17 protein-coding genes are annotated in these 20,649 nt (G+C 59.5%); 9 read left to right on the top strand and 8 right to left on the bottom strand.

Annotated elements, in window-relative coordinates; all coding sequences use genetic code 11:
• Positions 1-108: 108 nt before the first annotated feature.
• On the bottom strand, positions 109-579 hold the full coding sequence (locus EI969_RS06915) for a MarR family winged helix-turn-helix transcriptional regulator (RefSeq protein WP_160386782.1): 471 nt from the start codon (positions 577-579) through the stop codon (positions 109-111).
• A gap of 270 nt (positions 580-849) precedes the next feature.
• Between EI969_RS06915 and EI969_RS06910 the strand changes: the two genes are divergently transcribed.
• From EI969_RS06910 to EI969_RS30470, 3 genes are read left to right on the top strand one after another with little or no spacing between them, the layout of a single operon-like run.
• Positions 850-1,803: a PDR/VanB family oxidoreductase gene (locus tag EI969_RS06910; RefSeq protein ID WP_160386781.1), complete on the top strand. Its 954-nt coding sequence runs from the start codon at positions 850-852 to the stop codon at positions 1,801-1,803.
• Positions 1,804-1,843: 40 nt separating this feature from the next.
• A complete protein-coding gene (locus EI969_RS06905) occupies positions 1,844-2,920 on the top strand; it encodes an aromatic ring-hydroxylating dioxygenase subunit alpha (protein ID WP_160386780.1) in 1,077 nt (358 codons plus the stop codon).
• Positions 2,921-2,965: 45 nt separating this feature from the next.
• The gene (locus tag EI969_RS30470; protein ID WP_256678261.1) at positions 2,966-3,385 is read left to right on the top strand and encodes a hypothetical protein; all 420 of its coding nucleotides are present in this window, start codon (positions 2,966-2,968) and stop codon (positions 3,383-3,385) included.
• 170 nt (positions 3,386-3,555) lie between these two features.
• On the opposite strand, the gene EI969_RS06895 is transcribed toward EI969_RS30470, so the two are convergent.
• The 4 genes from EI969_RS06895 to EI969_RS06880 form a co-directional block, all read right to left on the bottom strand.
• The gene (locus EI969_RS06895; protein ID WP_160386779.1) at positions 3,556-5,142 is read right to left on the bottom strand and encodes a GMC family oxidoreductase; all 1,587 of its coding nucleotides are present in this window, start codon (positions 5,140-5,142) and stop codon (positions 3,556-3,558) included.
• A 153-nt stretch (positions 5,143-5,295) separates the two neighbouring features.
• Positions 5,296-6,180, bottom strand: coding sequence for a sugar phosphate isomerase/epimerase (locus EI969_RS06890; protein WP_160386778.1), 885 nt, complete (start codon positions 6,178-6,180; stop codon positions 5,296-5,298).
• A gap of 91 nt (positions 6,181-6,271) precedes the next feature.
• The gene (locus EI969_RS06885) at positions 6,272-7,294 is read right to left on the bottom strand and encodes a glycoside hydrolase family 3 protein (protein ID WP_160386777.1); all 1,023 of its coding nucleotides are present in this window, start codon (positions 7,292-7,294) and stop codon (positions 6,272-6,274) included.
• Between the two features lie 47 nt (positions 7,295-7,341).
• Complete coding sequence (locus EI969_RS06880) at positions 7,342-8,511, bottom strand: Gfo/Idh/MocA family protein (protein WP_160386776.1); 1,170 nt, start codon at positions 8,509-8,511, stop codon at positions 7,342-7,344.
• A gap of 406 nt (positions 8,512-8,917) precedes the next feature.
• On the opposite strand from EI969_RS06880, the gene EI969_RS06875 reads away from it, so the two are divergent.
• Complete coding sequence (locus EI969_RS06875) at positions 8,918-9,784, top strand: helix-turn-helix transcriptional regulator (RefSeq protein ID WP_110661413.1); 867 nt, start codon at positions 8,918-8,920, stop codon at positions 9,782-9,784.
• On the opposite strand, the gene EI969_RS06870 is transcribed toward EI969_RS06875, so the two are convergent.
• Complete coding sequence (locus tag EI969_RS06870; protein ID WP_178120583.1) at positions 9,775-10,953, bottom strand: thiamine pyrophosphate-dependent enzyme; 1,179 nt, start codon at positions 10,951-10,953, stop codon at positions 9,775-9,777. The genes EI969_RS06875 and EI969_RS06870 overlap by 10 nt on opposite strands.
• Positions 10,954-11,482: 529 nt before the next feature.
• Here EI969_RS06870 and EI969_RS06865 point away from each other — a divergent pair.
• The 5 genes from EI969_RS06865 (at position 11,483) to EI969_RS06845 (ending at position 17,293) form a co-directional block, all read left to right on the top strand.
• Positions 11,483-12,643, top strand: coding sequence for a PotD/PotF family extracellular solute-binding protein (locus EI969_RS06865; RefSeq protein ID WP_160386775.1), 1,161 nt, complete (start codon positions 11,483-11,485; stop codon positions 12,641-12,643).
• Between the two features lie 95 nt (positions 12,644-12,738).
• Complete coding sequence (locus tag EI969_RS06860; RefSeq protein ID WP_160386774.1) at positions 12,739-13,674, top strand: ABC transporter permease; 936 nt, start codon at positions 12,739-12,741, stop codon at positions 13,672-13,674.
• 28 nt (positions 13,675-13,702) lie between these two features.
• Positions 13,703-14,494: an ABC transporter permease gene (locus EI969_RS06855; RefSeq protein WP_160386773.1), complete on the top strand. Its 792-nt coding sequence runs from the start codon at positions 13,703-13,705 to the stop codon at positions 14,492-14,494.
• Between the two features lie 5 nt (positions 14,495-14,499).
• A complete protein-coding gene (locus EI969_RS06850; RefSeq protein ID WP_160386772.1) occupies positions 14,500-15,579 on the top strand; it encodes an ABC transporter ATP-binding protein in 1,080 nt (359 codons plus the stop codon).
• Positions 15,580-15,706: 127 nt separating this feature from the next.
• Positions 15,707-17,293, top strand: coding sequence for a GMC family oxidoreductase (locus tag EI969_RS06845; protein ID WP_160386771.1), 1,587 nt, complete (start codon positions 15,707-15,709; stop codon positions 17,291-17,293).
• Positions 17,294-17,488: 195 nt separating this feature from the next.
• On the opposite strand, the gene EI969_RS06840 is transcribed toward EI969_RS06845, so the two are convergent.
• Positions 17,489-18,493, bottom strand: coding sequence for an AraC family transcriptional regulator (locus EI969_RS06840; protein ID WP_160386770.1), 1,005 nt, complete (start codon positions 18,491-18,493; stop codon positions 17,489-17,491).
• 80 nt (positions 18,494-18,573) lie between these two features.
• The gene (betT, locus tag EI969_RS06835; RefSeq protein ID WP_160386769.1) at positions 18,574-20,547 is read right to left on the bottom strand and encodes a choline BCCT transporter BetT; all 1,974 of its coding nucleotides are present in this window, start codon (positions 20,545-20,547) and stop codon (positions 18,574-18,576) included.
• Positions 20,548-20,649: the final 102 nt, after the last annotated feature.

Raw genomic sequence — 20,649 nt, 5'->3', positions numbered from 1 at the left:
TTTCTGATGACCGACAGACTGACGTGACAGAACGAGGCTGACTAATCGCGTTGAGGGATGCGACCTATCGCCAATCGCGATACCTGGAACCTATGCAAGCGTATGAACTCAAGCGTCGACCGGGTCGTACTCGTTCACGTTGGCTACTTGGGAGTGCAGCCGGCCCAACAACTCGACGAGGGTGTCCACCTCCGAGGCAGAAAGCCCGCTGAGCAGGCGTCGCTCTCGCTCCAGTGCAACCTTCAATACTCGCTCATGCAAGGCTATGCCGCTGTCCGTCAGGCTGACGGTGTAGCGCCGCGCGTCGGTTGGGTCCACTTGGCTGCGAATGTGCCCTGCCGCTTCCAGGGACTGGAGTGAGCGACTGACCGCGCTCTTGTCCAGACCGATCGTCTGGCAGATTCGGTTGGCGGTGATGTCATTTTCAACGGCAAGCATCGAGAGCATTCGCCACTCGACCACACCGATACCGAAGTGTTTGCGATAGCACTGCGACGCGCCTGCGGAGAGTTTGTTGGACAAAAAATTCAACAGCGCGGGGACATAACGCGTCAGGTTCAGTTGGGATTCTGCGGACATTGAATGAACACCTGGGATCGGCGGAGCCTTTTAAAATTGGTTGACACCGCAACTAAATAATCAGAGGATTTCTCAACCGAACGTCACGGGCGATTCGCTGCATGATATGCCGCCGCCCTGCCTCATAAAAATAATTATCAGGTTTTGGTCATGAACCCTTTCCATCTCATCGTCTGCTCCTTCCTCGTGCCAGCGCCCGGCTGATCCGTCCCCGGCCAGAGCTCCAACCGACTTTTTTTCAGCAGCCACTTCCGTGTGGAGGGACAAGTCATGCTTCAAGTCAACGTCACCCGCAAAGCAGACGAAGCCGAAGGCATCTGCAGTTTCGAATTATCTGCCGTCGATGGCAGTACGCTGCCGGCGTTCGAGGCTGGGGCCCACATCGACATTCACATTGCCGATGGCCTCACCCGCCAATACTCCTTGTGCAACGATCCCAAGGAGCGCCACCGCTACCTGATCAGCGTGCTCAAGGACCCGAGCTCACGGGGCGGCTCCAGAGCCATGCATGAGCAGGTGCGGTCAGGGCAAACGCTCACCATCAGCGCTCCGCGCAATCTTTTTCCGCTTGATCGCTCGGCACAACGACACTTGTTGTTTGGCGGTGGCATCGGTATCACCCCCATGTTGGCCATGGCTTGGGAGCTATCGCATCAAGGGGCCGACTTCGAGTTGCACTATTGCTTCCGATCAAGCCAGCGCGCGGCGTTCGTGGAGATGCTTGCTCAAGCCCCTTTCGTCGATCGCATCAGGTTTCATGACGACAGTGGCTTGCAGATACAGAAGCTCGATGCGCCGGGCCTGCTGGCAGCGCCGAACACCGACACCCATCTTTATGTGTGCGGCCCGGCCGGATTCATGAACTACATCCTTGATGCCGCGCAGAACGCTGGCTGGTCACAGGACCGGGTACATAAAGAGTTCTTTGCCGCAGACCCTGTCGATCAAAGCGCCAATGTGCCTTTCGAAGTTGAACTGGCAAGCAATGGCCAGGTTTTTCGGATCCCTGCCGACCGTACGGTATTCGAAGTGCTCGACGAGGCCGGTATCGCGATCGAGTCATCTTGCGAGCAAGGCGTCTGCGGCACCTGCGTAACCCGCGTATTGAAGGGCATGCCCGATCACCGGGACAAGTTCCTGACTGTGGCCGAACAAGCCGCAAACGATCGTTTTACCCCCTGCTGCTCGCGCGCCAGGTCATCACGCCTGGTGCTCGATCTGTGAATTCAAACAATAACATCAACCGTGCCTCCTGGAGAACACCATGAACACCTCCACTCTCCAAACGCTTGCCGAAGAAATTCCGGCGCCTGCCTTGCCCAGCTTTCCCCTTGACCAGTGGTACGTCGCTGCCCTGGGTTGGGAATTGAAGGACAAACCGGTGGGCCGGACATTACTCAACAAGCCTGTAGTACTGTTTCGCAAAGCCAACGGCGAGGTCGCGGCGCTGGAAGACCGCTGCTGCCACAGAGCATTGCCACTGTCGAACGGCACGCTCGAAGCAACGGGCATTCGTTGCGGCTATCACGGCCTGCTGTTCGATGACAGTGGAAAATGCGTCGAAATCCCGGGCCAGGACAAGATCCCGAGCAAAGCCAAAGTGCCGGCGTATCACGTGCGTGAGCAGGACCAGATCGTCTGGATCTGGTTTGGCAGTGAGGCTCGACCTGAGCCGAGTTGTGAGCCGCCTGTTTACTCAGTTCACAGCAGCGGCAAATACCTGTTCGACGGCAACGTGTACCACTACAACGCGCCTTATCAGCTGATTCACGACAACCTCATGGACTTGAGTCATCTGGGGTATGTCCACCTGCGCACCATCGGCGGCAACGCCAGCATTCACATGAATGCGCAGATGAATGTGGAAAGTGAAGACAACGTCGTACGGGTCGTGCGCCACATGCCTGATTCCGTTCCACCACCCACTTACACCGCCGCCTACCCCTTCAAAGGCAACGTGGACCGTTGGCAGGAAATCGAATTTCACGTCAGTCATCTGCGTATCTGGACCGGCGCGGTGGATGCCGGTACCGACTCACTGGATAACCCCGATCGAGGTGGCTTCCACATGCGCGGATTCCACGGCGTAACGCCGGAAACCGAAACCACCAGCCACTACTTCTGGACCATTGCCACCAACCCGGCGAGTGATCCAGAAACCATCAAGGCCAAGGTCGTGGAGCAAACCATCCTGACCTTCGATGAAGACAAGGAAGTGATTGAAGCCCAGTACCAGAACATGTGCCGGTTCGGTGTGCGCCCAATGATCGACATACACGTCGATGTCGGCGCCAATCGCGCCCGCCGGATCATCGAGCAACTTCGCCAATCCATCGCTTGAGTCATGGTACAGGCTTACTTCTCAGGCATTCGGGAGCGTCAGCGTTTGGGCTCGCTGCGACGCTCGGTGGGTGCTGCCGCCACCATTTTCGATGATGAAAATGAAGAAGGTATGCCCTCGATGTCCGAGGAAAACGCCGAACTGCGACGTCCAAAGCTGTTCCGGCTCAATGCCGGCCTGACGATTGCCTCGATGACTGGCCTGGTGGTGGAAGTGTTGCCGCTCATCCGGATTACACGCGTTATCGTTAACGACTATCGCGAGCAGGCTCTTTCCTACAAGGACTGCGCAATATCTGTAGGAGCCGGCTTGCTGGCGATGGACTCAAGAGCGCCGCGTTCATCCGGTTTACACGCGTTATCGTTAACGAACATCGCGAGCAGGCTCGCTCCTACAAGGGGCCGTGCAATACCTGTAGGAGCCGGCTTGCTGGCGATGGACAAAAGTGCGCCGCGTTTATCCTGATTACACGCGTTATCGTTAACGACCATCGCTGGCAAGCCAGCTCCTACAAGGACCGCGCAATATCTGTAGGAGCCGGCTTGCCGGCGATGGAACCGTAGTCCCTGCTGACCGGCAGCAGGCACGGCAGTCAAGGGTTACCCCGTGACTGCCGCGCTATCCCGAGTGCCGGATCAGTGCCCGCTTCTGATCATGTCCGCAGCCTTCTCACCGATCATGATGCACACCGAGTTAGGGTTCCCCGAGATCAGCGTGGGCATGACCGATGCGTCGGCAACGCGCAGCCCCTCCATTCCGTGCACGCGCAGATCCGGGCCGACCACCGAAAGCTCATCCACCCCCATGCGGCACGTGCCGGAGGGGTGCAGCGCGGCGTGCGCGTGCTCGTGGCAGAATTTTTTCATTTCTTCCCGGGTCCGGACCGCCCCGTCCGGCACATGCCGCCTGGCGATGAAAGGGTTGAAGGCCGCCTGGGACATGATTTGCTCACCCACCAGGCAACCATCCACCAGACTTTCAATATCGTAAGGGTCGGAGAAATAGTTGGGCACGATCCGCGGCGGTGACATCGGGTCGGCTGAATAGAGTTCCACATGGCCTCTGGACCTTGGACGTATCTGCCCCAGGTTCAGCGTGCAGCCATTGCCCCCGGGAACTGAATCGACGCCCTCTTCTATGCCGGCACCGACGACCATGAAGTATTGGATATCCGGATGGGCCGCTGCCTTGTCGCCCCACCAGAAAGCGCCGCCTTCAATGAGGTTGGACGCCGCCGGGCCTTGTCTGAACAAGGCGTATTGCAAACCGGCCATCATTTTCCAAAGGGGCTTTTTGTACTTGTCGTAGCTATGCGGCCCGGTCAGTTCATACACCAGCGACACTTCAATATGGTCCTGAAGGTTCTGGCCGACACCGGGCAAGTCGCTGACCACCTTGATGCCATGTTTATCCAGCTGCGCGGCGGGTCCGATACCGGACAACATCAACAAACGCGGTGAGTTGATGGCACCGGACGACAGAATGATTTCCTTGTCGGCATGCATTACATGACGCACGCCCTTCTCGATGTATTCAACGCCAATGGCTTTGCTGCCTTGGGTCAGGATACGGATGACCCGGCATCCGGTCTTTACGGTGAGGTTCTTGCGCGATTTGGCGGGTTTCAGGTAGGCCACTGCCGCGCTGCTGCGAAAGCCGTTTTTGGCGGTGATCTGATACAGCCCGCAACCTTCAGGCTGGCCCGAATTGAAATCTTCGTTGTACGGCAGGCCGTATTGCTGGCAAGCGCGAAGCCACACTTTGGTCAGCGGATGGATATTGATCGGATCGGAAACACCCAGCGGCCCGCCAACGCCATGGGCTTCGTTGCAGAAGCGCTCGTTGTCTTCGGCTTTTTTGAAGTACGGCAATACGTCCTTGTAAGACCAGCCGGTGGCGCCCTGCTCGGCCCAGCCGTCGTAGTCGGCCGGGACACCGCGGATGTAGATCATCGCATTGACCGAACTTCCGCCCCCCAGCACGCTGGCCTGGACCATCGTCGGCGTCTCGGTGCGGCGTTGATCTTCGGTAGGCTCCCAGGCATAGCGTTTGAGCAGCGGGCCTTGCGCCGTCTTGTAGTAGGCGCCGGGAATATGGATATAGGGGTTGCGATCGCGCGGCCCCTCTTCGAAAAGGACGACGGATGCCGTTGCGTCTTCGCTCAGTCTCGAAGCCACGGTGCAACCTGTCGATCCGCCTCCGATTACGATGAAATCCACCATTACGACCTCAGATCTTTTTAGTATTGGGAACAAGGCTGCCGGGAGCGGTGGCAGCCAATAGAGAGTGACAAGCCTTGACTTGCGCCTGCGCACTAACGGGCAGGCCGAAATCAAACTTGAAAAAGTACTTTTTGGTTGTTGTCGAAAAACTGGTTATCGACCCACAAGCCGGGTCAACAGTGACTTCAACTCTTTGGCGACTTCGTAACTGTTCTGTTGTTGCTGTTTCTTGCAAAACAACTCGCAACTCCACCAGCCCTCGTACCCGGTGGCCTTCACCGCGGCCGTCCACTCGACAAGGTCCAGGACCCCACTGCCCGTGGGCACATCCCTGAGGATTTCTTCGTTGGCGATACCGCCTTCATATGGCAGCGAATCACACACGTGCACGCCGTAGATCAGGTCTTTGTTCATCCTGGCAATGTCTTGCGGCTTCACGCCCGAGGTAAAGCAATGCCAGTAGTCGATGACCATCTTGACGTTATCGCGCCCGCTGCGATCAATCAGCTGAAGTTGGTGGTCCAGGCTGTTCAGTGGCGTCCAGGACAGCGCTTCAAGATAAAGAAGAACGTCATACTGCTTGGCCAGATCAGCCAGCAAAGTGAGGTTCCTGGCGGTCAAGTCATACTGGGTCGCTTCATCAAGACCCAGCAAGCCCGAGTAATGCTTGCTCTTGCCGTGTTGCTGGAAATCGATCACGGCCTGGACATTGATTGGCCCGGTGAGCACTTGCACACCTTTGGCGCCGGCCAGGTTGGCCAGCTGGAAGAGTCGCTCGGCCTCTTTGAGCAAGTCATCGCGTTCGGCACCCTGGCGCTCGATATCCCTCAGGTAACCAATGCCTGTGACAGGCACGTCCTTGAGCAGCTCTTTCAGTTCCGCTTCGGTGTAACCGGCCTGCAGCCAGGCTTCCAGTTTTGCGCTGTTGATCTCCAGCGCATCGAAACCCGCGGCCTTTTTAATGTCGATGTCCATCGCCAGGGTCGAGTGCTTTGCAACTGTGGAATGCAGGGCCAGGATATTGTTTTGGGTTTGCATATGACGCTCCTCCCGTTGTTATTCATTGTAGAGCGATCGGATTCAGGTAGAGATTTCGCAGCCACGCTAAATAAGGCGCGAACTGACGCAGTTACCGCGTCAGGTCGTGCGTGGCATTGGCCAACGCCCGTACCTTGAATGCGGCAGCCAACAGAACCTGGCGGTCGAGAACGCCCTCATCGACGGCCGCGACAATGGCTTCGGCGATGGCATCCAGACCCGACTCACTGGACACCAGCAACAGGTGTGCGCCAGCCGACAGTGACGCGACGGCGGTGTCGGTGATGGAGTTTGCGCGCAGGATGGACACCGCATCGAGGTCATCGGAAATGATCAAGCCGTCGAAACCAAGGGTGTCACGCAGCAGGCCGATCACGGTCGGCGAGGTGGATGCCGAATGCTCGGGGTCGAGCGCCGGGAACACCGCTGGCCCCGGCATCACCGCCTTGACGCCAGTGGCGATGACTTGCTTGAAGACCTCAAGGTTGTCGTGCAGCAAATGCACTGGCCCGGGAACCGTGGCCGGGGCAATCGCCGGATCCGCTTCAGTGATGTAATGGCCCGGGAAGTGTTTGGCCGTGGCAATCACGCCCGCCCGTTGCACCCCGCGGATAAAGGCACAGCAAACCCGGCTGACCTCGAGCGGGTCGGCGCCCAGGTGCCGGTTGAGCAGCCATGGGTTGGCGCCGGTGACCACGTCGACAATCGGCGCGAGGAACAGATTGACGCCCAGGCTGCGTGCCGCCCGGGCCATCTCGAAGCATCGATCTTCGATGTCCTGCGCGCTCAGCGCCTTGAGCTGCTCTCTCGAGGCGACGGCAGGAACCAATTGATGAAGGCGTTCGATGCCGGCGAGTTCCTGGTCCACTGCAATCAATACCGGCGATCCCGCCAACGAGGCCGCTTGCCGGGCGATGTTGACGAAGTCCGCCTGGGTTTCCGCGCCCTTTCGCGCCGCGCTCATGGCTCTGCCCACGTACTCGTCCCGTGTCTCCCCCAGCAACAGGGAAACGCCCCCGCGGCTCAGGTAACGACGGAGGTTTTCGTCCAGGTGCAAATCCCCGAACGCGGGAAGCAGTACCGAATATGCCGCTCTGTAGAGTTCGATAGACATCGATTTTCCTTGGTTGCGTAGTGTTGAGCACAGAAAGCGTGGAGGTGTCAGCTGGAGGGGAAAGGCACCCAGGCACGCCGTCGGCTGGACTCGACGCACGCCTGGGACAGGCCGACGCCGCGCACGCCCTCATGGATGTCGGGTAACGCAATGCGGGTTGCGCTGCGCCAGCCTGTGCCGGCATCGAGTGCCTCGGCGAAATCGGCGTAGAGAACGGCGAGCGCCTCCAGATAACCTTCGGTGTTGCCGGCGGGCAAGCTGGTGAAGTTCAGTGTCTGGGCGGCGTTGTCGCTCTGGCCTCGGCGGTAGATGCGCTCTGCACCGTCGACGGGGGTAAAGCGCAGTGTTTCCGGGGACTCCTGGCACCATTCGAGCGAAGCCTGGCTGCCGATGATCTTGAAGCGCAGGCCATTACGATGGCCGGGCGCCGCGAAACTGGCCCACAGCAGACCGTCCACCCCGCCTTCGAACTCCAGCTGCACCACACAGGTGTCGTCCAGCCCCCAGCCGGGGACGACCGTGGTCAATTTGGCATTCAGGCTGGTGCAACGGCGCCCGCACAGGAACTCAAGCATATTGAAGGCATGGGTGCCGATGTCCCCGACGACACCGGTGGGGCCGGCCTTTTGCGGATCACCGCGCCAGGCCAGGCTTTTATTCAGCGTCGAGACACCCGGCGCCAACCACTCCAGCAGATACTCGACATACATGAAGCGAATGTCGCCAAGTTCCCCGGCCTGAATGCGACTGCGGGCATCCCTGACCATGGGATAGCCCTGGTAGGTGTAGGTCAGCGCGAAGAACGTATCGTACTGATCGGCAATGCTCGCCAGTTCAATGGCTTCCTGTGGGCTGTTGACCAGCGGTTTGTCGCAAATGACCGGGATTCCTGCCCGCAGAAACAACCGGCAAGGTTCAAAGTGCAGGTGATTGGGTGTCACGATGACGACGGCCTCTATGGGGTCGGATCGACGCGACTCGGCAGCGGCCATGTCCTCGAACGACAGGTAGATGCGCTCTGGTTGAAGGCCAAGCGCCGCGCCCGCCTCCCGGCACTTGTCGGCATCCGAAGAAAAGGCACCGGCGACAATGTCGAAGCGATTGCAAAGACGCATGGCCGCCCGGTGATAACTGGCGAAGTAAGCGCCCTGCCCGCCGCCAACCATGCCTACCTTGATTCGCCTTTGTCCTGGAATGTCGCCGGTCAACCTTGCCATCGTCTGAGACTCCCATCGTTAAGCCTTGAAGTATCGTTGGCGAACTTTCTTTGCACCATTTCGCACACCGTCGATAGATGACGCGGACTGAAGCACTCGGCCATGGCACGGATATCTGTTACCGACGGCCGGGCGAAGTGTTACTGCGGGGCTTGCGTCGACTCAATGGTGAGCACCCTGAGCGCTTACAAACTGACGCATTGACTGATATTGGCGGATTGAACTTAAATACTCTGAGCGGGCATGGAACATGCTTGATTAACTATTGAAAATTCAATTGTTTAAGTGGGCACCAAGTTATACAGGCGGTTATTTCGATAACTGATTTATAACCTATATAACCTTCCGCTCTTACACCCTGGCCTATATCGAGAAAAAAATGCCCAGCCGAGGAGATTCGTCGCCCATGTCGCTAACTGCCGCCACCTCGCACCCTGAGCGACAACAGGTTCGCAGCGACTTGCAAGCCAACGTGCAAAAGAACCTGAGTACGCTGGTGGAGTCTTGTCGCTCGGTGGCGGACATGTGCCGCAAAGTTGATGTCAATCGCCAGCAGTTCAACAAATACCTGGTGGGCCAGCACGTCCCCTCGCAGAAAATCCTGCAGAAGATCGGCCGGTATTTCATGATGGAGGCCGAAGACCTTTTCCGGCCGCCCGCCGAGTTCAAGAAGTTCTATGAAGGCTACGAAAACGAACTGCCGACAGACTTGCGGGCCTCGGCGCAATTCAATCATTTCCTGCCCCTGGCGAAGCAGTCGGCGGATCTGCTCGAGGATTATCTGGGCGTCTATTACCGGTACCACAACTCGTCTATCTATAAAGGCCGCATCCTGCGTTCGGTCACCTGTCTGTATCGGGCCGACTCGATGGTCCAGTACGTCACCGTAGAACGTTTTCCCTTGCTCGATGGCAGTGGAAAGATCGGCTATTCGTTCACTTATCACGGTTTCTGCCTGCTGCTCGGCGATCGTCTGTTCATGGTCGATTTCGAGGGCAAGCAACGTAACGAAATGACCTTTTCGATTCTCACGCCGCAGCATCGCCGGCCGATCCGGTTTCTCTATGGATTGGTCACCGGTGTGGCGTCATCGTCTTTTCGCCAGCCCTTCTCGACGCGCATGGCGTTGGGGCTGGTGGACAAAGGCAAGATCCGCAAACATCACCTGCGCAACGCAACCGCGGTGCTTCCCAGCGATCAGTCGTTACCGCTGGAAGTGCGCGAATACATGACGGGCGATAACGCCACTATCGTCTGGGGCGGTCAGGATTGAGACGTGCGCGAACTGCGTGCAGTAATGATCTCGACCAACGAAGGCCCTTTGCTGTTCAGCGCCTTGATGAAGGCCGGGTTGAGTTGCGAAGCGTGTTCGACTCGCCACGCGTCCAGACCAAAGTTTCTGGCGATGCCTGCGAAGTCAGGCGAGTAAGGTTTGCCGTCCGGCAAACTGAATTCCCCGGCCCGATGTTGCCCGGCGAGCGAAACCTGCACATCGCTCAACGACTCGGGCCCGCTGTTGTTGAACACCAGGAACACCACGGGAAGACTGTGCATCACGCACACCGCCAGCTCCTGCATCGACTGTAGAAAGTCCCCGTCACTGACGGCACACACCACTTGGCGTGCCGGCATGGCGAGCTTCGCGCCAATGGCCGCTGGAACCGCCCAACCCAGGGCACCGGCGCCAGTGGTGCAGAAATGGCCTCGGTGTTGATAATCCGGGAACAGCTCACTGACGGTCTCCTGGAGACTCTGCGTCCCGACCATCAATAGCGCATCCCCTTCCAGCACCGAACTCAGTTGCGCCAGAGGCCTGAGCGCCATCAGCGGCGGGATGTCGCCGGCGTTGTTGGCCCGCAAGGTGGCGGGTGACAAACTGGCGTCAACCGAGGCGCTCTGGACAGCCGCCGGGATATCCAGGCTGACCGGGCCGACGCGACCGCTGAACATCGTATCGAAGGCCTGGCGCAGGGCCTGCGCCAACTGTTCAATCGACGCAACCCGCACATGCTCTTTGCTGATGCCGGTGGCTGTGAACCCAGGCGAATCAACACCGCGTTCAGCATCGCCGCCGGTGATCACCAGCATCGCCGAGGCATCCGCCAACGCCACGGCAATCGCGCCCAAGGCTTTCGAAAGGCCCAGCGGCGCCGGCAGAAGAATCGCCATCGGTCGACCGCAGGCGCGAAAATAGCCGTCGGCCAGGTGGACTGCGCTTTGCTCCTGTATGACATGAATGAAAGGGATGTCGGAGCCTGTCCTCAGCAATGCTTCGACCAGGGCCCATGAGCCTTCACCCGGCATGCCGGCAACATAATCGACACCGTTCGCTTTCAGCGCCTTCGCAACAATCTGACCACCCGTGAGCTTCACAGAAAAACTCCCATCGAATAGACGCTGGCGCCCGTGCGGATGCACGTTGCTGCGTCTCAAGACCGTCATCGGAGTATTCGCCTGGAACAAACACGGCTCAATTTCGCACCCCCCGCAAAAGAGACGCACGTTGACGCACGTGAACACCACCCGTCCCCCGCTCAAGCGGGACTATCGTTATCAGGAGACTGCTGCGCCGATTAGGTCACTTTGATGCGTCAGAGTGCGTCGCTTTTAAAGGTGCTGCGAAATTGAGTGCCCTGCCCGCCAGGCCAATACTCGATCCATGAAAACAACAAGCCGAGCCTATCAAGCGCTGGGCGCGCCACGTGAAGCCTTCACCCTGCTACCTGAAGAACACGGCGCGCACCCAGCCAAGGAAGAGTCGATCGGACCAGTGGAGGCCACCTGCGCAATGCTCTCTCTACCAGGCAGCACAGCGCCACAACCTCCCCAGCCGCATGGAAACATCGCTGGCCATAACTCTGCCGATTTACCTGACTGCATGCATAAGGACATGCCCGGCGAAACCCGCCGAGCGCACGCCATTGCAAGTCGTTAACCGTTAGCAAACAACCACCCTAGGCAGGAACTCAAAATGAAAAAAGAAACAGAGTCGGGTTGTGGATCAACCGGCATCAACCTGGATTCGATCAGCCTGAACCGGCGCTCGTTCATGCTGGGGGCTGCCGCGTCTGCCGCAGGGTTGTACATTGCTTCGTTCGTGCCAAGTGCATTTGCCGCCTCCTCCGGTCACCTGGAGATTCTTGGCTGGGAAGGTGAAACCGGTGATGCGGAGCTGGCCGAGTGGCGCAAACAGCGTGGCATTACCGTGCGCTCCAGCTATGCCAGCAACCAGGACGACATCACCGCGCGGCTGGCCGGTTCCGATCCCGTGCAGCTTGACCTGACCATGTACGCGCTGGGCTACGAGACCATCTATCAGCAGATGGGCCTGCTCAAGGCGATCGACACTGCGCAGATCCCCAACTACTCCGCAGAAAACACCGTGCCGCTGTTCTATAAAGGCAGCCGCTGGTACTGGGATGGCAAGCAATGGGGCATCCCGCTGTTGTGGGGCATGAACACGATCGTCTACAACCCCAAGAAAATGAACAAACCCACCGAGTACAAAGACCTGCTCGACCCGAAACTGAAGGGCCGACTGACCTTTGTCGATGACGGGACTTCCAACTGGTCACTGATCGCGATCATTGCCGGCTACGGCGACAAGTTCCCCAACCTGACCCGCGCCGAATTCGACGACGCCTTCGAAAAACTCAAGCCGTATCGCGATCAATGCCGAGTCTTCGCGGCCTCCTCGGGGGATGCGGTTTCGCTGTTGGTGTCGGGCGAAGTCGACGCGGTGTTTTCGGCGTCGGCCAACACCCCCAGCGAGACCAAAAAGCGCGGCATAGTCACAGAGCTATCGGTGCCCAGGGAAGGTGCGGCCCTCTGGTGCGATGCCCTGTTCATCCCCAAGACCGCCAAGGACATACCCCTCGCGCTGGAGTTCATCAACAAGACGCTCGAGGCCGATACGCAGGCAAAAATGGCCACCACCATGTTCTCCGGCGTGGTCAACAGCAAGGCGGTGCCGCTGCTCCCCGAAGAGCTCAGGACAACGTTCGACTACGCGAACCTGGACAGCTTTTTCGAGAAGTCGAAGCTCTACGGCCAGCCGCCCCTGAGCTCCGACAAGTACGTGACCTATGCCGAATGGATCGATCAGTGGGCGAACTTCAAAGGCTCGTTCTAGCGGCCCCGGCTAACCGCCCGGGTGAAACAACGGCCTGAGAGGGCGTCCGGCAAGGCGCCCTCGTTATCGAAACAAAAAGCAAAGGCACAATCATCATGAACGTAGTCAACAACAGCGAGCCCATCCTCCTCGATGACAGGGATTCAAAGGCTGGCAAACACGTGAAAATCGACAAGAAAACACTCAGCGGCTATCTACTGGCATCACCGCCCCTGTTCTTCCTGGTGGTGTTCTTCCTCATTCCGTCGCTATTGCTGCTGGTCGCGAGTTTCTGGACCGCCAAGACCTTCAGCATGGAACCTGCGGCAACCCTGGCCAACTACGCCAAGGCCTTGAGTGCCACCGGGTTCTACGACTCGCTCTGGATCGCCCTGCAGAATGGCTTCTGGACGGCGGTGCTGTCGACGGTCATCAGTGCCCCGGTCGCCTACTACATTGTCTACCGCACGCGCTCCAATGCCGTGCTGTACCTGGCCCTGGTCTCCTGGTTCTCCAGCTACCTGGTGCGGGTCTACGCCTGGCGTTCGATCCTGGGCACCAACGGCGTGATCAATTCCACCCTGATGCACCTGGGACTGATCGACCAGCCACTGGAATGGCTGGTCTTCAGCAAGTTTTCAGTGGTGTTGACCCTGGTGCACATCATGCTGCCCTTCACCCTGCTGCTGTTGGTGTCGGGCTTGCGCGACATCAAGCGGGACTACCTGGAAGCCGCTGCGGACCTGGGTGCCGGCGGCGCCACCATCCTGTGGCGGGTGATCATGCCGATGGCGCACAAGAGCATCGTCAGCTCGTTCATGTTCACCTTCGTGCTTGCCGCCAGTGACTACGTCACTCCCCAGCTTTTGGGCGGCCGTGACGCGATGACCACGGGCCTGGTGATCGCCAACCAGTTTCGCTCGGTCGGCAACTGGCCACTGGGTGCTGCGATGGCCTACTTGCTGCTGCTGGTTTTCATGCTGGTCTATGCGCTGCTGCTGGGTGTGTTGCGGGCTGCAAACCTGGCACCCGGCAAGCGTTACCACGACTGATGACCGCCCATAAAAAAGGTAACTCGCCATGATCAGGCTCTTCACTTACGTCTACATGCTGTTTCTTTATGCGCCCATCGCGATCATCGCGCTGTTCAGCTTTCATTCGTCGGCCTCGCTGTCGTTCCCGTTCGAAGGCTTTTCGACCCAATGGTACGAAGCACTGTTCAGCAGCCCGGACTTCATGACGGCATTGACCAACAGTGCCATCGTCGCCGCGGGCTCGGCCATCCTGACCACCGTGCTGGGAACGTTCTCGGCCCTGGCGCTGATGCGCATGAAGGGCCGGATCAAATCCATCTTTGCCTTCATGAACTTCGCTCCGATCGCCCTGCCCGGTCTGTTCCTGGGGATCGCGCTGGTGATTTTCTTCTCGTTGATCGGCCTGCCGCGCTCACTGTTGACGGTGATCATCGGCCATACCTTGTTCACCTTCCCGTTCTTCGTCGAGTCCGTGCGTTCTCGCCTGGAATACTTCGATCTGTCGTTCGAAGAAGCCGCACGTGACCTCGGCGCGTCGCCGCTCAAGGCGTTCTGGCTGGTGACGCTGCCGATCATCGGCCCGACGATTGCCGGTGCCGCGATCCTGGCGATCGCCCTCTCCCTGGACGAGTTCCTGATCACCGTGTTCGTCACCGGCAGCGACACCACGTTGCCACTCATGATTCTTTCGATGATGCGCCGCGCCGTCAGCCCAACCATCAATGCCGCCTCGGTGTTCATGCTGGTCGTGACCATTGCCATCATTGTCATTGCCGGCCTGGTCATGACCCTGCGCCGTCGTCGTCTCGAACTTGAACGTGCTGAAACTGCAGAGTAATCGCCATGACCAACAGTATCGAACTGACCGGAATATCCAAGAGCTACGGCAATCTGACTGCCCTGGGCAAAGTCGACCTGACCGTAAAGCGCAACGAAATCCTGACCCTGCTCGGCCCCAGCGGCTGCGGCAAAACCACACTGATGCGCATCATCGCGGGCTTCGAGGAACCGACCACCGGCAAGGTCGTGATCGACGGCAAGGACTCCACCGCGCTGGCGCCGGAACATCGCCCCGTCAACATGGTGTTTCAGAAGTACGCGCTGTTTCCGCATCTCGATGTCTTCGACAACGTGGCGTTCGGGCTGCGCCTGAAAAAGAAACCTCGGGACGAAATCAAGCGTGAAGTGACCAAGGCGCTGGAGCTGGTGCAACTGGAAAGCTTCAAGAATCGCTGGATCTCCGAGCTCAGTGGCGGCCAGGCGCAGCGGGTCGCCCTGGCCCGGGCGCTGGTCAACCGCCCCGCCGTGCTGTTGCTCGACGAACCCTTGGCGGCCCTGGACCTGAAGATTCGCCACCACATGCTCAACGAGATCAAAAGGATCCACGAAGAGACCTCGACCACTTTCGTCTACGTCACCCATGACCAGGACGAAGCGATGATTCTCTCCGACCGGGTGGTGCTGTTGAACAAGGGCGGCATCGAGCAGATCGGTGGGCCACAGGAGATGTACTGGTCGCCGCGCACCTTGTTCGCCGCCAAATTTTTCGGCGACACCAATATCGTCAACGGCACCTATGGGCCGGCCGATGCCAGCAGCGGTTATGTCGAGCTTCCGTTCGGACGCTACGCACACACGGCCAAGAACACCCTCGGTGCCGGGCCGGTCAATGTGTCGATCCGTCCGGAAACCATCGGCCTCGAGCCTGCCCTGGGCAAACCGCTGGCCAACGGGGCCTTTGCCGGGAAAGTCAAAGACACTTCGTTCATCGGCAATCGGGTGATTTACCGCGTCGCCGTAGCCGGCGGAACCCTCGACCTCAAGTGCCAGCAGTTGCCGACCCCCGGCAGCCTCACACTGCCGCCCGGTGCGGATGTCGCCCTGACCTGCAAACCGGACAGCTTCGTGGTGATACCCGCCTGAACAGCTTTCGTTTGAACGACAAGCCCTGCGGCATTTCGCGCAGGGTCTGCGATTAGCGCCAACGCTGGATCACCTCTTCACCAAGAGTCTGATCCGGCGTTTTTTTTGACCTGAACGGTGAACAACAATGGTCCAATATATCGTGGTCGGGGGTGGGTCAGCCGGGTGCGTCATCGCCTCGCGCCTGAGCGAAGACAAACAGGCGTCGGTCGTGCTGCTGGAAGAAGGGCCGAGAGACACCCACCCGTTCATTCATCTGCCGGTGGGCTTCTATAAAACCAGCCAGGGCAACCTGGTGGAACGCTACCCCTGGGAGCCACCGGCCGGCTATATCGGCACGCCGAATCCGACCATGGTGCAGGCCCGGGTACTCGGCGGCGGCAGTTCCGTCAACGCCATGGTTTATTTGCGCGGACAACCCGCCGACTACGACAGTTGGGCCGAGGGCGGTGCCAGGGGCTGGGCCTACAAGGACGTCCTGCCGTTCTTCAGGAAATGCGAAAGCAATGACCGTTTCAGCAACGACGCCCATGGCACCGACGGCCCGCTCGGCGTCTGCGATCAACGTTTTACCCATCCCTTGACCAAGCTCTGGCTACAAGCCTGCCAGCAGGCTGGGCTGGCCTATAACGCCGATTTCAACTCCGGGGTGCAGGACGGTTGCGGGCTGTATCAGATCAACGCCAGCAACGGCCTGCGATCGAGCACCTCGGTGGCCTATCTGAAACCCGCACGGCGGCGCCCCAACCTGACGGTCAAGACCGATTGCCGGGTGTTGCGCATCCTTGTCGAGAACGGTCGCGCCATTGGCGTTGAATTCCTTGAGAAGAACCGTCGCCAGGTGCTGCGGGCCGATTGCGAAGTGATTGTCAGCGCCGGAGCGATCAACACGCCAAAACTGTTGATGCTGTCGGGCATTGGCCCGGCCGCTCACCTGCACGACAAAGGCATCAGGGTCATCCATGACCTGCCGGGGGTCGGGCAGAATTTGCAGGATCATATCGAGGTGTCGCTGATCAATGAACTGCGTCGTCCCTTGAGCTACGACAAGTACAAGAAGCCGCACTGGAAGATCGCCGCCGGCTTGCAGTACGCCCTGTTCCGACAAGGCCCGGTGACCTCCAACGTGGTCGAAGGTGGCGCCTTCTGGCGGACTTCCCTGGCCGAAAACCGTGCGGACGCCCAGTACTGTTTCATGGCCGGGGCCGGCGTCGAGGACGGTGTAGGCTCCGTCCCCGGTGGCAACGGCTGCACCTTGAACGTGTGCCAGACCCGCCCCCGTTCCAGCGGCTTCCTGCAACTGCACAGCGCAGACCCCATGGACTTGCCCCGCATCGAGCCCAATTACCTGGCCGACCCGTTCGACCTGGAGTGCATGGCGCAGGCCACCGAGTTTGGTCGGCACATCATGTCCCAGGCCGCATTGGCCGGCCACATTCAGCGCGAGCACATGCCCGCGGAACCTTTGCACACACCAGATGACTATCGACGATTCGTACGCCAGCACGCCCACGCTGCGCTGCATCCGGTAGGCACCTGCAAAATGGGTACGGACGCCATGGCGGTGGTGGACAACCAACTGCGCGTACACGGGATCGATGGCCTGCGGATCGCCGACAACTCCATCGCACCGAGCCTGTGCTCCAGCAATACCAATGCGCTGGCGATCATGATCGGCGAAAAGGCGGCTGATCACATTCAGCGCGCCGGGTAACCCGGGCAAAGGCGCAATACCTGTAGGAGCCGGCTTGCTGGCGATGGACTCAAGAGCGCCGTGTTTTTCCAGTTCACACGCGTTATCGTTAACGACCATCGCGAGCAGGCTCGTTCCTACAGGGTTGGGTGGGCGCCACTGGAAATCGCCCTGCACCTGCGCCCCGACGCACCACGCCCGGTGACCGCCCAATGATCAGTCTTCTGACGTATGTTGGCCCCGCCAGTTTCTCGGAGAAAACCCGGTCCACTGCTTGAAATGCCGACTGAACACCGAGACATCGGCATAACCCAGGTTCAACGCCAGATCGGTGATGCTGGTTTTGTCCCGCAGCAGGTTTTGCTTGGCGATTTCCAGGCGGGTTTCCTGCAGCAACTGACTGAAACGGCTGCCTTCGGCCTGCAGGCGTTTTTGCAGGACCCGCGGTTGCAGGTCCAGTGAGTTGCTGACCGCCTCGATGCTGCACTCGCCCGTGTGCAGGAGGCCGCCGATCAGATGGCAGACTTGCGCCTTGAGGTTGTCCGGGTACTGGTGCTTGAGCAGTTGCATGCGATGCAGCAGGTGTTCGCGCATCAGTTCTTCATTGGCTTGCGGCGAACGCTTGAGAAACTCCAGCGGAAAACTGATGCCATCGAAGCTGCTGTCGAAACGCAGCCTGCCGTAGACACCTGCCGCCTGCCACAGGGCGCTTTTCGCCGCGCCTTGTTGCAGATGGAGGCGGATCTGCGGGCTGTCGACCCCGGCGAGGATCTTCACGGCATTGAACAGTTGCGCCGCGCTGAGCTGGCTCAGTTGCAGCAGACCGCTGTCATTGCTGAAGTCAAAACTCAAGCGAACCTCGGCGCGCTCGCCCCGCTGGCCTATCTCCAGGTGCAACCCGCTGGCATGCAGGTACAGGTATTGCCGGGCAAAGCTCAACGCGTCCCCCACCGTCGGCTGTCGGCTGCCGGACAAGGCAACGTCGCCAATCGCCAACAGGTTCTGGCGCGACGCCAGGCGCAGTGCGAACAGCGGCTCCTGGCATTGGCGCGCGGTTTCATCGAGCAGGTCGGCGGTCTTCTCGTAAGACAGGTAGCTGTTGGGTTGGCGTAACTGGGCCACGACCATGCCGGCGTCACGCAACAGGTTCACCGGATTCTGGCCAAGTTGCGACACCAGGGTGCTGTAGCCCTCGATTGCGCCACTGCGTAGTAGAAACATCGTCCGTAGCCATCCGCGTCAAGATTCGCAATAAAGCAAGTTTTGCGCCCCGCAAGTCAACTCCATTGTCGACCGCTGTCTCAGCGCACCACATGCAAGTAATGCAAGTGACGCTCGTACTGGTCGAGGATATCGCCGATGACGTCCTCGCGGCTCCAGCCCATCAGGTCATAGTCCTGGCCGCCCTCGCGCAGGTGCACTTCGGCACGGAAGTATTTGCGCGCGTCGGAGCCATCGTCGCCATCGCGAATGACAAAACTCGGCGTGGTAAAGGCACGCGGGCGCACCTCGTAGAGGAAGCGCCCCTCCCCGCCATGGTTCACTTCCAACGCCACACTGCCCTCGGCGTTCTCGTTGACCGTGACCTCATAGCCTTGCTTGCGCAGCTCGACGGCAACCTCCTCGCAGGCAGGCTTGACCACTTCTTCGATGAAGCGCCGGACATGGGCGCGCCTGGGCAGCATGGCGATATTGCGCAGGCGCCGTTGCCAGCCGCCATGGGGATGCCGCGCATGGTGCTGGCCCGGCAACGCCTGGGTGCGCAGCCCGCGCCGCGTGGCGTCCAGGCTCAGCGCCTTGAACAGACCCCAGATGGATGCCAGCAGAATGATCGAGAATGGCAGTGCACTGGCGATCGTCGCGGTCTGCAGTGCCTTCAGGCCGTTGGCCAACAGCAACGCGATCGCTACCACGCCGATGCACACCGACCAGAAAATACGCTGCCACAGCGGCGAGTGGTCATGCCCGGAGGATGCCAGCATGTCCACCACCAGCGCGCCGGAATCGGCGGAAGTGACGAAGAACACCACCACCATCAGCACGGCCACCATCGACACCACGCTGGAAAACGGGAAGTGCTCGAGGAAGGCGAACAGTGCCAGTGAGCTGTCCTGGTCGATGACGCTGGCCAAGTCCTTGACGCCTTCGTTGAGCACCATATGGATCGCCGAATCACCGAAGATGGTCATCCACAGCAGGGTGAAGCCGGCCGGCACGAACAGCACGCCGCAAACAAACTCGCGGATGGTCCGGCCGCGGGAGATGCGCGCGATGAACAGCCCGACAAAGGGCGACCAGGACAGCCACCAGCCCCAATACAGCAGCGTCCAGCCGCCGATCCAGTCGGTGGGCTCGTAGGCATAGAGATTGAAGGTCTTGTTGACGATGTCCGACAGATAGGCGCCGGTGTTCTGCACGTAGGCCTGCAACAGAAAGACCGTAGGCCCCAGCAGCAGTACGAAGACCATCAGCACCACGGCCAGCCCGAGGTTGATTTCCGAGAGGATACGAATGCCCTTGTCCAGGCCGCTGGCGACCGACAAGGTGGCCAGCGCGCATGTCGCCGTGATCAGGATCACTTGCACCGTGGTGTTCACCGGCAGGCCGAACAAATGATGGAAGCCGCTGTTGATTTGCAACACACCATAACCCAGCGACGTCGCGACACCGAACACGGTGCCGAGGATGGCGAACACATCCACGGCATGGCCGATCGGACCGTAGATGCGTTCGCCGATCAACGGATACAACGCCGAACGCAGTGTCAGCGGCAGGCCGTTGCGAAAGCTGAAGTAGGCCAGGATCAACGCGACCATGGCGTAGATCGCCCAGGCGTGCAGACCCCAATGGAAGAAGGTGATCTTCATCGCCTCACGGGCAGCGGCGACCGTACCGCCCTCACCCACTGGCGGCGAGGTGAAGTGCATGACCGGTTCAGCCACGCCGAAGAACATCAAGCCGATGCCCATGCCCGCGGAAAACAACATGGCGAACCAACTGCTGTTGCGGTAGTCCGGCACGCTGTGATCCGGCCCCAGCTTGATGTCGCCGTAGCGACTCACGGCCAGGAACACCACGCTGATCAGGATCAGGGCGACCGACAGAATGTAGAACCAACTGGCATTGGTGTTGATCCAGCGCTGGATGTTGTCGAATTGCGACTGGGCCTGGGTTTGAAACACCACGGCATAAAGCACCAGCAGCAAAATGAGAATCGCGCTGGTGTAGAAAACCGGCGGATTGAGCGTACTCTTCGGCTTGGCAGGGCTGTCCATGAAAGCATCGTCTCCTTTGCAGCGGGGCATTCGAAGGTTCAGCCCAACAGCTACCTGGGCTCCGGCTCATCGAGTGTAGTTGCTTCCCCGGCTCAGGCAGCG

This window comes from Pseudomonas sp. PB101 (genome assembly GCF_009764265.1).
Lineage (GTDB): Bacteria > Pseudomonadota > Gammaproteobacteria > Pseudomonadales > Pseudomonadaceae > Aquipseudomonas.
Note: the sequence above shows the minus strand (reverse complement) of the source record. Positions and strands in the feature narration are given on the sequence as shown.